Consider the following 14,243-nt stretch of genomic DNA (forward strand, 5'->3'; position numbering starts at 1 on the left):
CGGAGCCCCCGGCATTATGCGTCGGTAGCAGCTGCTACTTCCGGCGAGTGAGGTACTCGGCGACCTGGAAAGCCATCTCCAGCGACTGGTCGTGGTTGAGGCGCGGGTCGACGAGGGTCTCGTAGCGGCGACGCAGACCTTCGTCGTCGATCTCGGTGGCTCCGCCCATGATCTCCGTGACGTCATCGCCGGTGAGTTCGATGTGGAGTCCGCCGGGGATCGTTCCTGCATCCTGGTGCGCATTGAAGAACCCTTCGACCTCGGCCATGACATCTTCGAAGCGACGGGTCTTGTACCCGGTGTTCGAGGTGATCGTATTTCCGTGCATCGGGTCGCAGACCCAGGTCACGTGCGGAAGTCGGTCGCCGATTCCCGACAGGAGAGCCGGCAGCGACTCACCGATCTGTCCGGCACCCATGCGGGTGACGAAGGTCAGGCGGCCGGGCTCGGCATCCGGATCGAGCTTCTCGGCCAGGGCCAGAGCGTCGTCGGCCGTAGCCGTGGGGCCGAGTTTCACACCGATGGGGTTGCGCACCTTCGACAGGAAGTCCACATGGGCACCGTCGATCTCGCGGGTGCGCTCACCGATCCACAGGAAGTGGCCGGACACGTCGTAGGCTTCGCCGGTGCGCGAGTCGATGCGGGTCAGTGCACGTTCGTATTCGAGCAGCAGCGCCTCGTGGGCAGCGTAGAACTCGGTGGTCTTGAGGGCATCGAAGTCGGCTCCGCAGGCATCCATGAAGCGGATGGCGCGATCGATTTCGGCAGCGGTCTGTTCGTAGCGCTGGTAGCCGGGGTTCGATGCGAGGAAACCGCGGTTCCAGTCGTGGACGAACCGCAGATCGGCGAAACCGCCCTGGGTGAACGCACGGATGAGGTTCAGCGTGGATGCGGAGATGTGGTACGCCTTGAGCAGACGCTCCGGATCGTGGCGGCGGGATTCCTCGGTGAACTCGTAGCCGTTGACGATGTCGCCGCGGAACGACGGCAGGGTGACTCCGTCACGGGTCTCCATATCGGCCGAACGCGGCTTCGCGAACTGACCGGCCATGCGGCCGATCTTCACCACGGGCATCGATCCGCCGTAGGTGAGCACGGCCGCCATCTGCAGAACGGTCTGCACACGGGCGCGGATCTTGTCCGCCTGGGCTCCGTCGAAGGATTCGGCGCAGTCCCCTCCGGCGAGGACGAAGGCCTCTCCGCGCGAGGCGGCGGCGATCCGCTGCTTGAGCACATCGGCTTCACCGGCGAAGACCAGCGGAGGCGAATTGCGCAGATCGGTGAGCACCTCGTCGAGCGCGGCGCTGTCGAGATACGTCGGCTGCTGCTTCGGGTCCATCTCTCGCCAGTCGTCGAGACCGCGGAGATTGTCGTGGCCGGCAGCGGCGATTTCTCGGTTGGACAGAACCGGATCGGTGTGGAGACTCACTGTTTCACTTTCATGGGTTTTCGGTGCCGGTCTCGAAGTCCTCGGCCGAGACGTTGTCGAGGAAGTCTCTGAACTGGGCGACTTCCTCTTCATCGGCCTCGGGGGCTTCGATTCCGGACTCTTCGAGCAATTGTGTTTCGACGAAGACGGGGCAGTGCGCTGTCAGCGCCAGGGTCACCGCGTCCGAGGGGCGCGCGGAGATCGACTTCCCGTCATTCGTGTGCAGCTCGGCCAGGAAGATCTGACCATCCTTGCCGGTGATCGTCACGTCCTGCAGCTCGGCGCCGTACTTCTCGAGGACGTCAAGCAGCAGAGCGTGGGACATGGGACGCGGCGGGGTCAGTCCCCGCTGCGCGATCGACAGCGCATTGGCCTCGATCGCTCCGACCCAGATCGGCAGATAGTACGCGGGTTCGCTGGCCTTGAGCAGCAGAATCGGTTGGTTGGCGGGCATTTCGATGCGGACGCCGACAACCTCGACTTCAACTTTTGACATTATCCCCCGGTCAGGAGCGCGGACGCTGCTGGAAGATCATTCGGAACTTGCCGATCTGCACATCGGCTCCGTTCTGCAGTTCGATGGAGTCGATGAGCTGACGACCCACATAGGTGCCGTTGAGCGAACCCGTGTCGCGCAGCGTGAAGCCGCTGGGCGTGCGGATGAACTCGGCATGCTTGCGCGAGACGGTGACGTCGTCGAGGAAGATGTCGGCGTTCGGGCTGCGGCCCACCGTCACCACGTCGGTGTCGAGCAGGATCTGCGAACCGGAGTCCGGTCCGGAGACGACGACGAGCAGAGCGTCGGCTTCCTGCAGACCTTCGAGGTCGGGCACCGGGTGGATTTCGCCGGTGTGCGGGTCGAGGATTCCATGGAACTGCTGGCTGCCCGAATCGTTCATCGGATCCTGGCCGTCGTTCGTCGGGGCACCCTGCGGCTGGCCGTACTGAGGCTGACCGCTCTGGGGCTGGCCTGACTGAGGCTGACCGCTCTGGGGCTGGCCTGACTGAGGCTGACCGGGGCCGGGCTGGCTGCCCTGCTGCTGGTTGGGATCGAACTGGCCGTACTGGCCGGCCCCGTTCGAACCGTACTGCTGCTGGCCGCCCTGCTGCGGATGGTTTCCGTACGGCTGGCCCTGGCTGCCCTGGGGCTGCGCAAACTGGCCGGCGCCATTGGAACCATACTGCTGCTGACCCTGGCTGCCCTGAGGCTGGCCGGACTGCGGCTGGCCGAAGTTCTGCGGTGGATACTGACTCTGCTGAGGCTGATACTGCTGCTGGCTCTGGCCGCCCTGACCGTTTCCGGCGTAGGGCTGGTCGGCCGGCTGCGACGCACCATAATTCTGGCCGCCCTGCGGAGTGCCGCCGTACTGTTGGCCACCGCCATACTGCTGACCGTTGCCGTACTGCTGGCCGCCCTGAGGCGTGCCGCCGTGGTTTTGGCCGTTGCCGTAGGGCTGACCGCCCTGCGGGGTCCCGCCGTGATTCTGGCCGTTGCCGTACTGCGGTGCCTGTGGGGCGCCGTTGGCCGGCTGCTGTCCGTAGGGAGGGTTCCCCTGGCTGTTCTGGTCGACCTGAGGGTTCATCCGAGTCGCCGACTCGTCGCCGCCGTTGCCGTTACCGGCCCCGAATGGGAACTTCTTCGACTGCGGGACCTGTCCGTTGTCATACCAGGGCTGCGAGGGGGTCGGACGATTCTGATCGTGATTCTGCGACATTACGCCTCCTCGCTCTGAATGAGCTCTTTGTACGCCTCGCTGTCCATCAGCGATTCGAGCTGTGCGGGGTCACTGAGTTCGACGAGATACATCCACCCGTCTTCGAAAGGCGACGAGTTCACGGTCTCGGGTGAGTCGTCGAGTGAGTCGTTGACCTCGGTGACGGTCCCCGACACAGGTGCGATCAGGTCAGAGACGCTCTTCGTGCTCTCGACTTCGCCACAGGACTCCCCTGTGGTGACCGAATCCCCGGCTTCAGGCAGGTCGACATAGACGACGTCACCCAGCTGTTCCTGGGCGAAATCAGTGATACCCACACGGACTACTGCATTGTCATCCGTGGTCGCGACCCACTCATGGTCGCGCGAGTACCGCAAAGACACTGGATAATCCAGATCTGCCATGTCGACTCCTCTAGTTTGTCGGTGTACCAAGCATAGCGGCCTAGTCCACTTTCATAACAATCACGAAACGGAAAAGTTACCGGGTCACCCTGTCAGGCATCTGCAAGTCCCGCTTCTTCGGTATCTACCTGGGATGATACCTGTTTTTCGAAGGTCACGGAACGCGGTTTTGGCAGTTGGCCCTTGATCGGTATAAGCTAGTTCTCGTTGCCCACGAGGGAGTACGGTAACGGGCTATGGCGCAGCTTGGTAGCGCGCTTCACTGGGGGTGAAGAGGTCGTGGGTTCAAATCCCGCTAGCCCGACCACCACATGTGTCGCCACTTCGCATCGACGAGGTAGCGGCACATTTTTCGTTCCCGGAACTGTTCTGCACCCTGCGTAATCTCGAGCCCACCCATACATTGCGCAATCTCGACCCCGCTCCCGCGCCGACTCCGGCAAGCGTCAGGTCCGGCGCACGTCCAAGCGGTTCGCGAAGACCATCGTCAGGATGCCGACGAACACGAGTATGCCGAGGCCCCAGCGCAGTCCGGCTCCGGTGGCGACGACCCCGATCAGCGGGCTCGTCCCGAGGTAGCCGACCCGCATCAGCCAGTTCACAAGCGTCACTCCCCCGGCCCGGCCCACTCCGGGCAGACGGCCAGCAGCGCCGAGTGCACCGGGCACGAGCGTCGCAGACCCGAATCCGAACGCTCCCATCGAGATGAGCAGCAGGATCGGCTCCTGGGCCGTGATGGCCCCGATCCCGCCGAGAGCGATGAGTCCGCCACCGAGGCGTGCGACCCGACCGGCCCCGAACCTCGTCACGAGCACGTCCCCGCTGAACCGTCCGAGACATTGGCTGCCGATGACGATGCTGAAGGCGATCCCCGCCGAGGCGGCCGGAACGTCAGCGAAATCGACCGCGGCCAGCCCTGCCCAGTTGTTCGCGACGTCTTCGACCACGGCACCGCAGATCGCCACGATCGCCAAGGGCAGCGCCGCCAAGAGAACCGCAAGTCTCGAACGTCCCGCGGCCCCGGCGCCGCCACGGCTCGCGCGCTCAACCTCTCCGGTCAGATCAGCCGCACGGGAGTCCGATCCGGATTCCGATCCGGAGTCGGCCCCGGAATCGGACGTCGAGCTCGGATCGGAACCGGTGACGCGCCTCGGCGAGGCATATCCGCCGATGAGGCGCCGACCCACGATCGTGATGAGCACGGCTGCGGTGCCGATGATCGCCAGCCACACCCGCATGTCGGCACCTGCGCTGGCAGCCGCGGTCGCGGCGGCTCCGCTGAGCAGTCCGCCGAGGCTCCACAGCGCATGCATCGATGACAGGATCGAGCGGCCGGCCCGCTCCTGGACGGAGATGCCGACGACGTTCTGCGCGACGTCGACGATCGCATCGCAGCACCCCAGCAGGAGCAGGCAGATTGCCATCATCACGCCGTTGACCGACCATGCCGTCGCCGAGGCGGCCACGCCGAGCATCACCGTCCCGACGATGACGACCCGGTGCGCTCCGAACCGGGCGATGAGCGCGGCGGGCAGGGCCGAGGACAGCAGCGATCCGACTGCGAAGCAGGCGACGACGAGTCCGAACTGCCAGGAGCTCAGCTCGAGGCGGTCGACCAGCAACGGATACCACGGCAGCAGCGCCGCGAAGACGGCCCCGTTTCCGGTGAAGTAGAGGCCGACTCCGGCAGCGGCGCTCACACCATTGCGGCCCCGGCCGGAACCGGACCGCCCAGCCTCATCGCGCGGACTCAGAGTCCCACCGCATTCGACCTGCGTAACTCACTGGTTCCGGGCATGACGATTCAGTCCGCCTTCACGGCCTTCGCCGCACGCAGGTCTCGCCCGGCCTGTCCGAGGATCACGAGTCCGACCAGCACTCCGAGCAGCATCCACCACAGCGAACCGGTCATGAAGATGAGCACCATCGAGACGAGGATCGGCAGGAGGCGGCGCAGCGACCACCAGACGTAGCCGCCGAAGCTCGGCATCGCGACGCCCGCCGAGTCTGCGACGGATTTGACCATGAAGTTCGGTCCGTTGCCGATGTGGGTGATCATGACGGCACCCAGCGAGACGGCGATGAGCAGCGTCTCGGGCACTCCCGCCACCTTCGGCTCGCCCGGCACCTGGGCGGCCATCTCGAAGAAGGTGACATAGGTCGGAGCGTTGTCGAGGACGGAGGAGAGGCCGCCGGTGAAGATGAACAGGGAGATCTCGCCCAGCGGGATCTTGTGGGCGATCTGACCGAGGTGCTGCAGAGCAGGCATCATCGTCAGGAAGATGCCGATGAAGAGCGCCCCGACTTCGAGGATCGGCGTCCACGTGAACTTGTTGAGGTTGAACCTGGCACCACGGTCGCCGACGAGGAACGAGGTCACCGCGGAGAGGAGCATGACGACCTCACGCCACGGCACGTAGTCCGAGGCGGTCGCATGCCCGGTTTCGATCGCGTGCAAGTCGACCGAGGGGATGAACGCGACGGCGATGATGATCGCCAGGAACAGCAGACCGCTGGCGCCGCGCAGGCCGAGCTTCGTCGCATACTCGGCGTCCTTGGCCAGTGCCTCGGCCGGTTCCTTTGCGTACATCTTCGAGTCGAGGGCGAAGTAGCTGATGAGCAGAAGGACATTGACGAACAGCCAGTACGGCCAGAGTCCGAACGTCCATTCGAAGGGCACTCCGCGCAGCATGCCGAGGAACAGCGGCGGGTCTCGCCCAGCGGAGTGAGCAGACCACCGACGGCGAGGAAGATCGTGTTGATGCGCGGTGTCGCTTTGATGTCTCCGACGAGGAAGATTCCGCCCGAGGCGACGATGAGCTTGACGAGGTTGCGATCCCAGATCTTATCCGTGGCCGGGATGAGCGGGAGCACCGCGATGCACCCGAGCAGCAGAACGAACGGAATGATGCTCCACCAGGCCACGACCATCCGGGGACTCCTTTTTACTCACTGTCGACGAGCACTCTCGTCATGTCGACGCTGACGCTGTCCCACTCTACTGAACGCGCGCGGCACTTCGGACCACAGTCTGCCTGACGGACTCCGAGGTGGATCCTTCGGTTCGCCCAGCTGGATCCTTCAAATCACCGAGGCGGCAGCGCAGTTCGCTCAGTTCACCGAGGCGGAGGCCTCTTCCTCGGCGGGAGTTCGGTCCTTGCGCAGTCCGATGAACAGACCGATGATCGCGACGACGAAGACGAGGCCGAGCCCGACGGTCAGTCCCGGCTCGGCCTGGTAGGCCTTGGCGACGGCCTTGAAGCCGAGGAATCCGACGGTCGAGTAGATGAGCGCCCACAGCGATCCGCCGACGGCGAGCGCCGGGACATAGCGGCGGTAGCGCATCCCCGTGGTTCCGGCAGCCAGGTTGACCACCGTCTGCAGTCCGACGGTGAGGAAGCTCAGCGCCACGACTGGTGCCCCGAAACGGTCGATCGTGTCCTCGGCCCGACGGTACTTGCGCCCGGACATGATCTTCTCGACCCGGTCGAACTTGCGGATCCCCTTCCGGGCGAAGCGGCCGAGGAGGAAGGTGCCGCCGGCGCGGAAGATGATGATGCCGAACATGATCAGCCAGGTCACGGCGATCGGAAACGACCAGTCGAGCGGATTCATCGCTGAGGCGCACTCCTCTCTCTGGCATTTCCGCCGCAATGACGCGCTGCGGCCTATGGATCGGTCACCCTCATCATAGCCCCATCAGGTTAGGGTTCCCTCACCAAATGATGAGGCGAGACCGATCTCACCCACCGAGGCGGCCGTGCCCTCGCAGACGTACGATCAGGGCGCACCGCCTCGGCGACGTTCCGGTTCGGTCAACGACTCAGACGAGTTCGCCGTCGAGGTAGACCGCGTTGACTCGGTTCTCGATTCCGCGGACATCGGCAGTGCGCAGGTCGCCGTCCACGACGACGAGGTCGGCCAGACCGCCCGCGCCGAGGCGACCGACCCGATCGTCATCGAGCAGGCGAGCCGCCACGGAGGTGCCGGCGGCGAGCGCCTCCGTCGTGGAGAGCCCGACCTCGGCCAACAGGCTGATCTCTTCGAGGTTCTCCCCGTGTGGGCCGACTCCGGCGTCGGTACCCAGAGCGATCGGGACTCCCGCCTCGTGGGCCCGGGCGATCGACTCCTGGTGCGCCTCGACGACGCGGCGGGCCTTGTCAACGACTGAGGCGGGCAGTGCGGCACCGGTGTCGGCGGCTTTGATGACCGCCTGTGGGGCCTGCAGGGTCGGGACGAGGAAGGTGCCGTGCTCACACATGAGGTCGATGGCCTCGTCGTCGAGATAGATTCCGTGTTCGATCGAGCGCACCCCGGCACGGACGGCGTTCTTGATTCCCGGTGCGCCCTGGGCATGGGACATGACGGACGCACCTTGAGCGGCCGCCTCGGCGACGATGACGGCGATCTCGGCTTCGGTGAACTGCGAGTGGCGCGGGTCATCACGCGGGGAGAGCACTCCCCCGGTCGAGCAGATCTTGATGTGGTCGGCGCCCGCCCGTAGGAGTTCGCGGGCCTTCTTCTGCACCCCTTCGAGCCCGTCGGCGACTCCCGACGGCCGGCCCGGGTGCGGGGCCAGGAACGGCGATTCGGCTCCGGAGACGAGGTGGAAGTCCCCGTGCCCACCGGTCTGGGACATGATGTTGACGGCGATCGTCAGGCGCGGACCGCGCACCACGCCGGTCTCCACTGCCACCTTTGCCCCGAGGTCGGTGCCGCCGGCGTCGCGCACGGTCGTGACTCCGCCCTTGAGGGTGGCTTCCATATTCGCCACGGAATTATAGAACTGCAGCGAGAACGGATCGTGGAAGTTCGCGGTGGCTGCCGCTCCGGAGCTCGTGAGGTGGACGTGGCAGTCGATGACTCCGGGAATGATCGTCTTGCCCGTGCAGTCGACGTAGTCGTCCCCGGCGTTGTGTGATCCCTGTCCCCCTTCGGTCACCGAGGTGATTCGTCCTCCGTCGATGACGACGTCCCGGGTGCCGGGCAGGAAACGGGTGCCGTCGAAGACGGTGGCGTGGGTGAGAACTGTGACCATGGGCGTGCTCCTCATCGTTGAAAATCAGCTGGTCGACCGCGGACGGTCGTCTACTCACATCTATCACAGACGCCTGAGCCGTGACGATAGCGCCTGTCCCGTGGCGATAGGATCAGTCCGTGGAACCGGGATGCGCTCCGTGCGCCCCGACCTGTGTTCACGTCCGCGACACCTTATTGGACTAAGGTCACCGGCGATGCCGGTCGGCCCGGCGCCAGTCAGCTCCCGAACGACCCGGAAGATCCGTGAGAGAATACGCACCGCAGTTCCCGTCCCCCGTGCGTCCCCGCGAGGACCGCACCCTCATCGACGTCCTCCTCGAGTCGGCCGGCGCCCATCCCGATCAACCGGCCCTCGATGACGGCACTCGGGTGCTCAGCTACGCGGAGCTCATCACCGCGATCCGCGATCTCGCACTGGCGATGGCCGAAGCCGGAATCGGCCCCGGTGACAAGGTCGGCATCCGCGTCCCCTCGGGGACGGTGGATCTGTACCTAGCGATCCTGGCCACGCTCATGCTCGGCGCGGCCTACGTTCCCGTCGACGTCGACGACCCGGATGAGCGGGCGCGCACCGTATTCGCCGAGGCGGCCGTGACCGGAGTGGTCACCGCCGGACCACACATCGAATCCCGCACCGACCGCGGTCCTCTCGACCGTTCCGAGCTGCGTTCGCCTACCCCCGATGACGACTGCTGGGTGATCTTCACCTCCGGCTCGACGGGCACTCCGAAAGGCGTGGCCGTCACCCATCGTTCGGCGGCAGCCTTCGTCGACGCCGAGGCGGCCCTGTTCTGCGTCGAGGAGCCGCTGGGTCCCGGCGATCGCGTCCTGGCCGGACTGTCCGTGGCCTTCGACGCCAGCTGTGAGGAGATGTGGCTGGCCTGGCGGCACGGCGCGTGCCTCGTCCCTGCCCCGCGTGCACTGGTGAAGTCCGGAATGGATCTGGGACCGTGGCTGTCATCGCGGCAGATCACCGTCGTCTCGACCGTGCCCACCCTGGCCGCACTCTGGCCGGCGGAGAGCCTCGACAATGTCCGCCTCCTCATCTTCGGCGGTGAGGCCTGCCCGCCCGAGCTCGGACGTCGGCTCAGCGACGACGACCGTGAAGTGTGGAACACCTACGGCCCCACCGAGGCGACCGTCGTCGCCTGCGCGGCCATGCTCGACGGGTCCGAGCCGGTGCGCATCGGCCTGCCGCTCAAGGGCTGGGATCTGGCAGCCGTCGATGCCGAGGGCGTACCCGTCGCCGAGGGCGAGACCGGCGAGCTCATCATCGGCGGAGTCGGACTGGCCCGCTACCTCGATGCTGCCAAGGACGCCGAGAAGTTCGCCCCCATGCCGAGTCTCGGCTGGGACCGGGCGTACCGGTCCGGCGACCTCGTCGTCAACGATCCGGCCGGGCTCATCTTCGTCGGTCGTGCCGATGAGCAGATCAAACTCGGAGGCCGACGCATCGAACTCGGCGAGATCGACGCTGCCCTGCAGGCCCTGCCCGGTGTCGAAGGCGCTGCGGCCGCGGTGAAGAAGACGGCGGCCGGCACGGACGTCCTCATCGGCTACCTCGCCCCCAGTGCCGGTTCCGGCGAGGCCGACCTTCCCGACTGGGAGGCCCGGCTGCGTGACGAACTGCCGGCCGCACTCGTTCCCCGTCTGGCCCTCGTCGATGACCTGCCCACGAAGACCTCCGGCAAGGTCGACCGCAATGCCCTGCGGTGGCCGCTCGATGACGGCGCCGAGGCGGCCGGATCCGATGAGGTCTTCGACGAGGACGTGGAGTGGGTCGCCGAGCAGTGGGCCGCGGTCCTCGGTGCCCGACCGGGCAGCGATACGGACTTCTTCACCGCCGGCGGTGGTTCGCTGGGCGCCGCACAGCTCGTCTCCCGACTGCGCACCCGCCATCCCAGCGTCACCGTCGGCGACATCTACGCGCATCCGCGCTTCGGCGCCCTGTCCAGGCTCTGCCTCGGCGAGGAAGGGGCCGGAATCGGACCGGCAGGTCCGAAGCGGACGATCACACGGACCTCCCGGGGCATGCAGGCCTTCCAGGTGCTGCTCGGAATTCCGGTGCACATCCTCGGCGGGGTCCGATGGGTCGTACTGGCGATGCTCGCGGCCGATATCGGGGTCGGTCTTGGCGCGGACCTGCCCTTCACACCGTGGCCGGTGCTTATCGTCCTCTTCCTCGTCTTCGTCACCGCGTGGGGGCGGATGCTCATCTCCGCGGGTGCGGCACGCCTGCTCATGATCGGGATCCGGCCCGGGGTCTATCCGCGATCCGGGTGGGTGCATAAACGGCTGTGGCTGGCCGAACACATCGCCGACATCGCCGCTGCGGTCTCGGTGGCGAGCGCACCCTGGGTGACCTGGTATGCGAAGCTGCTGGGCAATCGGATCGGCAGCGACGCCGATCTGCACTCAGTGCCCCCGGTGACCGGTTTCCTCACTCTCGGCGAGGGCGCTGCAGTCGAACCCGAGGTCGATCTCAAGGGCTGGTGGGTCGACGGTGATCTGCTGCGCATCGGACGCATCGATATCAGCCGCAACGCCACGATCGGTGCCCGGTCGACGCTCATGCCCGGCGCCGAGGTGGGGGTCGGGGCCCTCGTCGAAGCCGGATCCGCGGTGACCGGTCGGGTGCGGAAGAACCAGATCTATTCGGGTTCTCCGGCGGTTCGCGTCGGGAAGGCGAAGAAGTCCTGGCCGGCTCCCCCGCCTCGGCGGCGTCTGCCTTTCCTGTTCTATGCCATCGGCTCGCAGATCAATGCGTTGCTGCCGTATCTTGCGGTGGTGCCGGGCGTCGCGATCATGCTCGGGGTCTCCGGGATCGAGGTCGTCGAGTCTCCCTGGCTGCTGGTGGCATGGTCCCCCGTGGTCGCCTGCCTGTGGTTCCTCACCACCGCCCTGCTCGTCCTCGTGTCCGTGCGGATTCTGGCGATCGGGATGGAAGAGGGTGAGTTCCCCGTTCGTTCGGCTCGCGGATATCGGGTGTGGGCGACGGAGCGTCTGCTCGACATGGCCCGGGATCTGCTGTTCCCCCTCTATGCGTCGATGCTCACCCCGTGGTGGCTGCGCCTCCTCGGCGCGAAGGTGGGGCCGGGTACGGAGATCTCGACCGTCGTCTTCGTTCCGAAGATGACGACGATCGCGGCCGGTGCCTTCCTGGCTGATGACACCATGGTCGCCAGCTATGAGCTCGGCCACGGCTGGATGCGCGCCGGGCGAGCGAAGGTCGGCAAACGCGCCTTCCTCGGCAACTCGGGAATCGCGTCCCCCGGCCGCCGGGTGCCGAAGAACTCCCTCGTCGCGGTGCTCTCTGCGGCACCGGCGAAGGCGAAGAAGGGGTCGTCCTGGCTCGGTTCTCCCCCGGTGCAGCTGCGCCGTGCCGCCGTGGAATCCGATGAGTCGCTCACCTATGCCCCAACTTTCGGGGTCAAGGCCGCCCGGGCCTTCTGGGAGACGCTGCGGGTCTCGTCGATCATCGCCGGCGGCGTGCTCATCACCGGAGTCGTCCTCACCATCTGGTTCTTCCTCGGTCTGCCGGGCGGGGTCGCCGCGCAGTCGACGACGTTCGTCGCCTCGGTGCTGTTGGCCCTGCTCACCTCAGGCGTCGTCATGATGGCCGCCGGTGCAGTGGCAGCCGGACTGGCCGTGGCAGCGAAATGGATCCTCGCCGGTCCCATCCGACCCGGGGAGCATCCGCTGTGGTCGTCCTTCATCTGGCGCAACGAGGTCGCCGACTGCTTCGTCGAACTCGTAGCCGCTCCCTGGTTCACCCGGAATGCCGTGGGCACGCCTGCGATCGTGTGGTACCTGCGTGCGATGGGAGCGAAGATCGGCCACGGAGTGTGGTGCGAGTCCTACTGGCTGCCGGAGGCCGATCTCGTCGACCTCGGTGACAATTCGACGGTCAATCGCGGCTGTGTGGTTCAGACTCACCTGTTCCATGATCGGGTGATGAGCCTTGACACCGTGCAGCTCGATCCCGGTGCCACCTTGGGCCCCAACAGCGTCATCCTCCCGGCCTCCACGCTGGGTGAGAACGCCACGGTGGGAGCGACGTCTCTGGTCATGCGCGGAGAGTTCGTGCCGGCCAACGCCTACTTCAGCGGCAATCCTGTCATACCCTGGGTGGATGCCCCAGAACTTCCCTCACTCAGCGAAGAAGGCCGAGAAGACGTCGGTCGCGAAGAAGCAGGCCGAGACGACGTCGGTCACAACGGCTCAGACCCCGACGACGGAGAACGATCGGGCCGATCGCATGCTTGATACCTATACACAGGGTGTCGGCAACGCGGACCTTCATATCGACCATTACGATCTCGACCTCGACTACCGGATCGGTCCGAACCGACTCTCGGCCAGGGCGGTGCTCACGGGCCGTGTGCTCACGGACACCTCGTCGATCGTCCTCGACCTCACGGGCCTGCGGGTGACCAAGGCCAGCGTCAACGGCAAGAAGGTCCGCTTCTCCGCACGTGGGAAGAAGCTGCGCCTGACGACCCCGGCGCTGAAGAGTGACCAGCCGGTGGTCATCGACATCAGCTACACGGGCAATCCGGAACCGGCGATCGGCACTTGGGGCGACGTCGGCTGGGAGGAGCTCGAAGACGGAGTGCTCGTGGCCGGACAGCCCGTCGGAGCTTCGACGTGGTTCCCGTGCAACGACCATCCCTCGAACAAATCCCAGTACAGGATCTCGGTGCTCGTCGAGTCCGAGTACACGGTGGTGTCCAATGGGTCGCTGACGAAGAAGACGCGCAAGGCCGGGCGGACCCGCTGGACCTATGAATCGACGACTCCCCTGGCGACCTACCTGGCGACGGTGCAGATCGGCCGCTACAAGTACGGACAGATCCCGCTGAGCTCCGGAACCACGAAGTTCGGTGCCGCGATGCTCGGCGCAGCGAAGGACGCAGTCGCGGGTTCGCACCGAGATGCCCTGTCGAGCGCCGCCCGCGGGGTCGCCGGTGCCGCCGGCAAGGATGTGCCTGTTCACGACGAATCAGGCAGGCGCACGACATACAGCCGAACCGAGTCCCCCGTTCCCCTGGGCGTCTATGCCGACGATCATTGGGATGTGGCGATCGAGCGCCTCGGCGTTCAGCACGGAATAATGAACCTGTTCATCGAACGCTTCGGTCCGTACCCGTTCGACGTCTATGACGTGGTTGTGACCGATGACGTGCTCGAGATTCCGCTCGAGTCGCAGCCGCTGTCCGTTCTCGGGCCCAATCATCTCGGACCCGAATGGGAGGCCGAGCGCCTCGTCGCGCATGAGATGGCGCACCAGTGGTTCGGGAACTCGCTCACGCCGTCGCGGTGGAAGGACATCTGGCTCAACGAGGGCTTCGCCTGCTACGCCGAATGGCTGTGGTCGGAGGAGTCCGGGCGCGCGAGTGCCGATGAGCGTGCACGGCAGTGGTGGGAAGATCTGTCCGCTCAGGCGCAGGACATCATGCTCGGCGATCCGGGTGGGCCGGACATGTTCGACGACCGCGTGTACAAGCGCGGCGCTCTGTGCTTGCACGCTCTGCGCCTCGAGCTCGGCGATGCGGACTTCTTCGCTGCCATCGGCGAGTGGACGAAGCGATACCGTCATTGCTCGGTGAGCACCGAGGAGTTCATCCGCTGCGTCTCCGACGTGGCAGATCGTGA

General features: G+C 66.0%; 9 protein-coding genes, 1 tRNA gene and 1 pseudogene. 3 read left to right on the forward strand and 8 right to left on the reverse strand.

Annotated features, from left to right (window positions below; all coding sequences use genetic code 11):
- Positions 1–34: 34 nt before the first annotated feature.
- The 4 genes from AC2W7L_RS09380 to gcvH are packed head-to-tail and all read right to left on the reverse strand — an operon-like array spanning position 35 to position 3,548.
- Positions 35–1,429: a class II 3-deoxy-7-phosphoheptulonate synthase gene (locus AC2W7L_RS09380; protein WP_486004240.1), complete on the reverse strand. Its 1,395-nt coding sequence runs from the start codon at positions 1,427–1,429 to the stop codon at positions 35–37.
- Positions 1,430–1,439: 10 nt separating this feature from the next.
- The gene (locus AC2W7L_RS09385; protein ID WP_167196965.1) at positions 1,440–1,925 is read right to left on the reverse strand and encodes a bifunctional nuclease family protein; all 486 of its coding nucleotides are present in this window, start codon (positions 1,923–1,925) and stop codon (positions 1,440–1,442) included.
- Between the two features lie 10 nt (positions 1,926–1,935).
- The gene (locus AC2W7L_RS09390) at positions 1,936–3,144 is read right to left on the reverse strand and encodes an FHA domain-containing protein (RefSeq protein ID WP_486004241.1); all 1,209 of its coding nucleotides are present in this window, start codon (positions 3,142–3,144) and stop codon (positions 1,936–1,938) included.
- Positions 3,144–3,548 carry a glycine cleavage system protein GcvH gene (gcvH, locus tag AC2W7L_RS09395; RefSeq protein WP_486004242.1) on the reverse strand — a complete coding sequence of 135 codons (405 nt, stop codon included), beginning with the start codon at positions 3,546–3,548 and terminating at the stop codon, positions 3,144–3,146. The genes AC2W7L_RS09390 and gcvH overlap by 1 nt, the downstream gene beginning before the upstream one ends.
- Positions 3,549–3,778: 230 nt before the next feature.
- On the opposite strand from gcvH, the gene AC2W7L_RS09400 reads away from it, so the two are divergent.
- A tRNA-Pro gene (locus tag AC2W7L_RS09400) sits at positions 3,779–3,855 on the forward strand.
- A gap of 139 nt (positions 3,856–3,994) precedes the next feature.
- Here the strand turns inward: AC2W7L_RS09400 and AC2W7L_RS09405 are convergent.
- From AC2W7L_RS09405 to AC2W7L_RS09420, 4 genes are all read right to left on the reverse strand, one after another.
- Positions 3,995–5,248 (reverse strand): MFS transporter, encoded by a 1,254-nt coding sequence (locus tag AC2W7L_RS09405; RefSeq protein WP_486004243.1) that lies wholly within the window; start codon positions 5,246–5,248, stop codon positions 3,995–3,997.
- A gap of 104 nt (positions 5,249–5,352) precedes the next feature.
- The gene (locus AC2W7L_RS09410; RefSeq protein WP_486004244.1) at positions 5,353–6,228 is read right to left on the reverse strand and encodes a sodium:proton antiporter; all 876 of its coding nucleotides are present in this window, start codon (positions 6,226–6,228) and stop codon (positions 5,353–5,355) included.
- 431 nt (positions 6,229–6,659) lie between these two features.
- Positions 6,660–7,163: a DedA family protein gene (locus AC2W7L_RS09415; protein WP_062243135.1), complete on the reverse strand. Its 504-nt coding sequence runs from the start codon at positions 7,161–7,163 to the stop codon at positions 6,660–6,662.
- 208 nt (positions 7,164–7,371) lie between these two features.
- Positions 7,372–8,586: a metal-dependent hydrolase family protein gene (locus AC2W7L_RS09420; protein WP_486004245.1), complete on the reverse strand. Its 1,215-nt coding sequence runs from the start codon at positions 8,584–8,586 to the stop codon at positions 7,372–7,374.
- Between the two features lie 245 nt (positions 8,587–8,831).
- Between AC2W7L_RS09420 and AC2W7L_RS09425 the strand changes: the two genes are divergently transcribed.
- Both AC2W7L_RS09425 and AC2W7L_RS09430 read left to right on the forward strand, forming a co-directional pair.
- Positions 8,832–12,854 (forward strand): Pls/PosA family non-ribosomal peptide synthetase, encoded by a 4,023-nt coding sequence (locus tag AC2W7L_RS09425; protein WP_486004246.1) that lies wholly within the window; start codon positions 8,832–8,834, stop codon positions 12,852–12,854.
- A pseudogene (locus AC2W7L_RS09430) lies at positions 12,847–14,190 on the forward strand (M1 family metallopeptidase); the annotation flags it as partial. The gene AC2W7L_RS09425 and the pseudogene AC2W7L_RS09430, both read left to right, overlap by 8 nt.
- Positions 14,191–14,243 lie beyond the last annotated feature (53 nt).

It is taken from the genome of Brevibacterium sp. LAARM3_SD1 (assembly GCF_057364765.1).

Bases quoted from the DNA above. Each gene is read 5' to 3' on its own strand.
- AC2W7L_RS09385 (WP_167196965.1), bottom strand. From the start codon at position 1,925: ATGTCAAAAGTTGAAGTCGAGGTTGTCGGCGTCCGCATCGAAATGCCC.
- AC2W7L_RS09390 (WP_486004241.1), bottom strand. From the start codon at position 3,144: ATGTCGCAGAATCACGATCAGAATCGTCCGACCCCCTCGCAGCCCTGG.
- gcvH (WP_486004242.1), bottom strand. From the start codon at position 3,548: ATGGCAGATCTGGATTATCCAGTGTCTTTGCGGTACTCGCGCGACCAT.
- AC2W7L_RS09415 (WP_062243135.1), bottom strand. From the start codon at position 7,163: ATGAATCCGCTCGACTGGTCGTTTCCGATCGCCGTGACCTGGCTGATC.
- AC2W7L_RS09420 (WP_486004245.1), bottom strand. From the start codon at position 8,586: ATGGTCACAGTTCTCACCCACGCCACCGTCTTCGACGGCACCCGTTTC.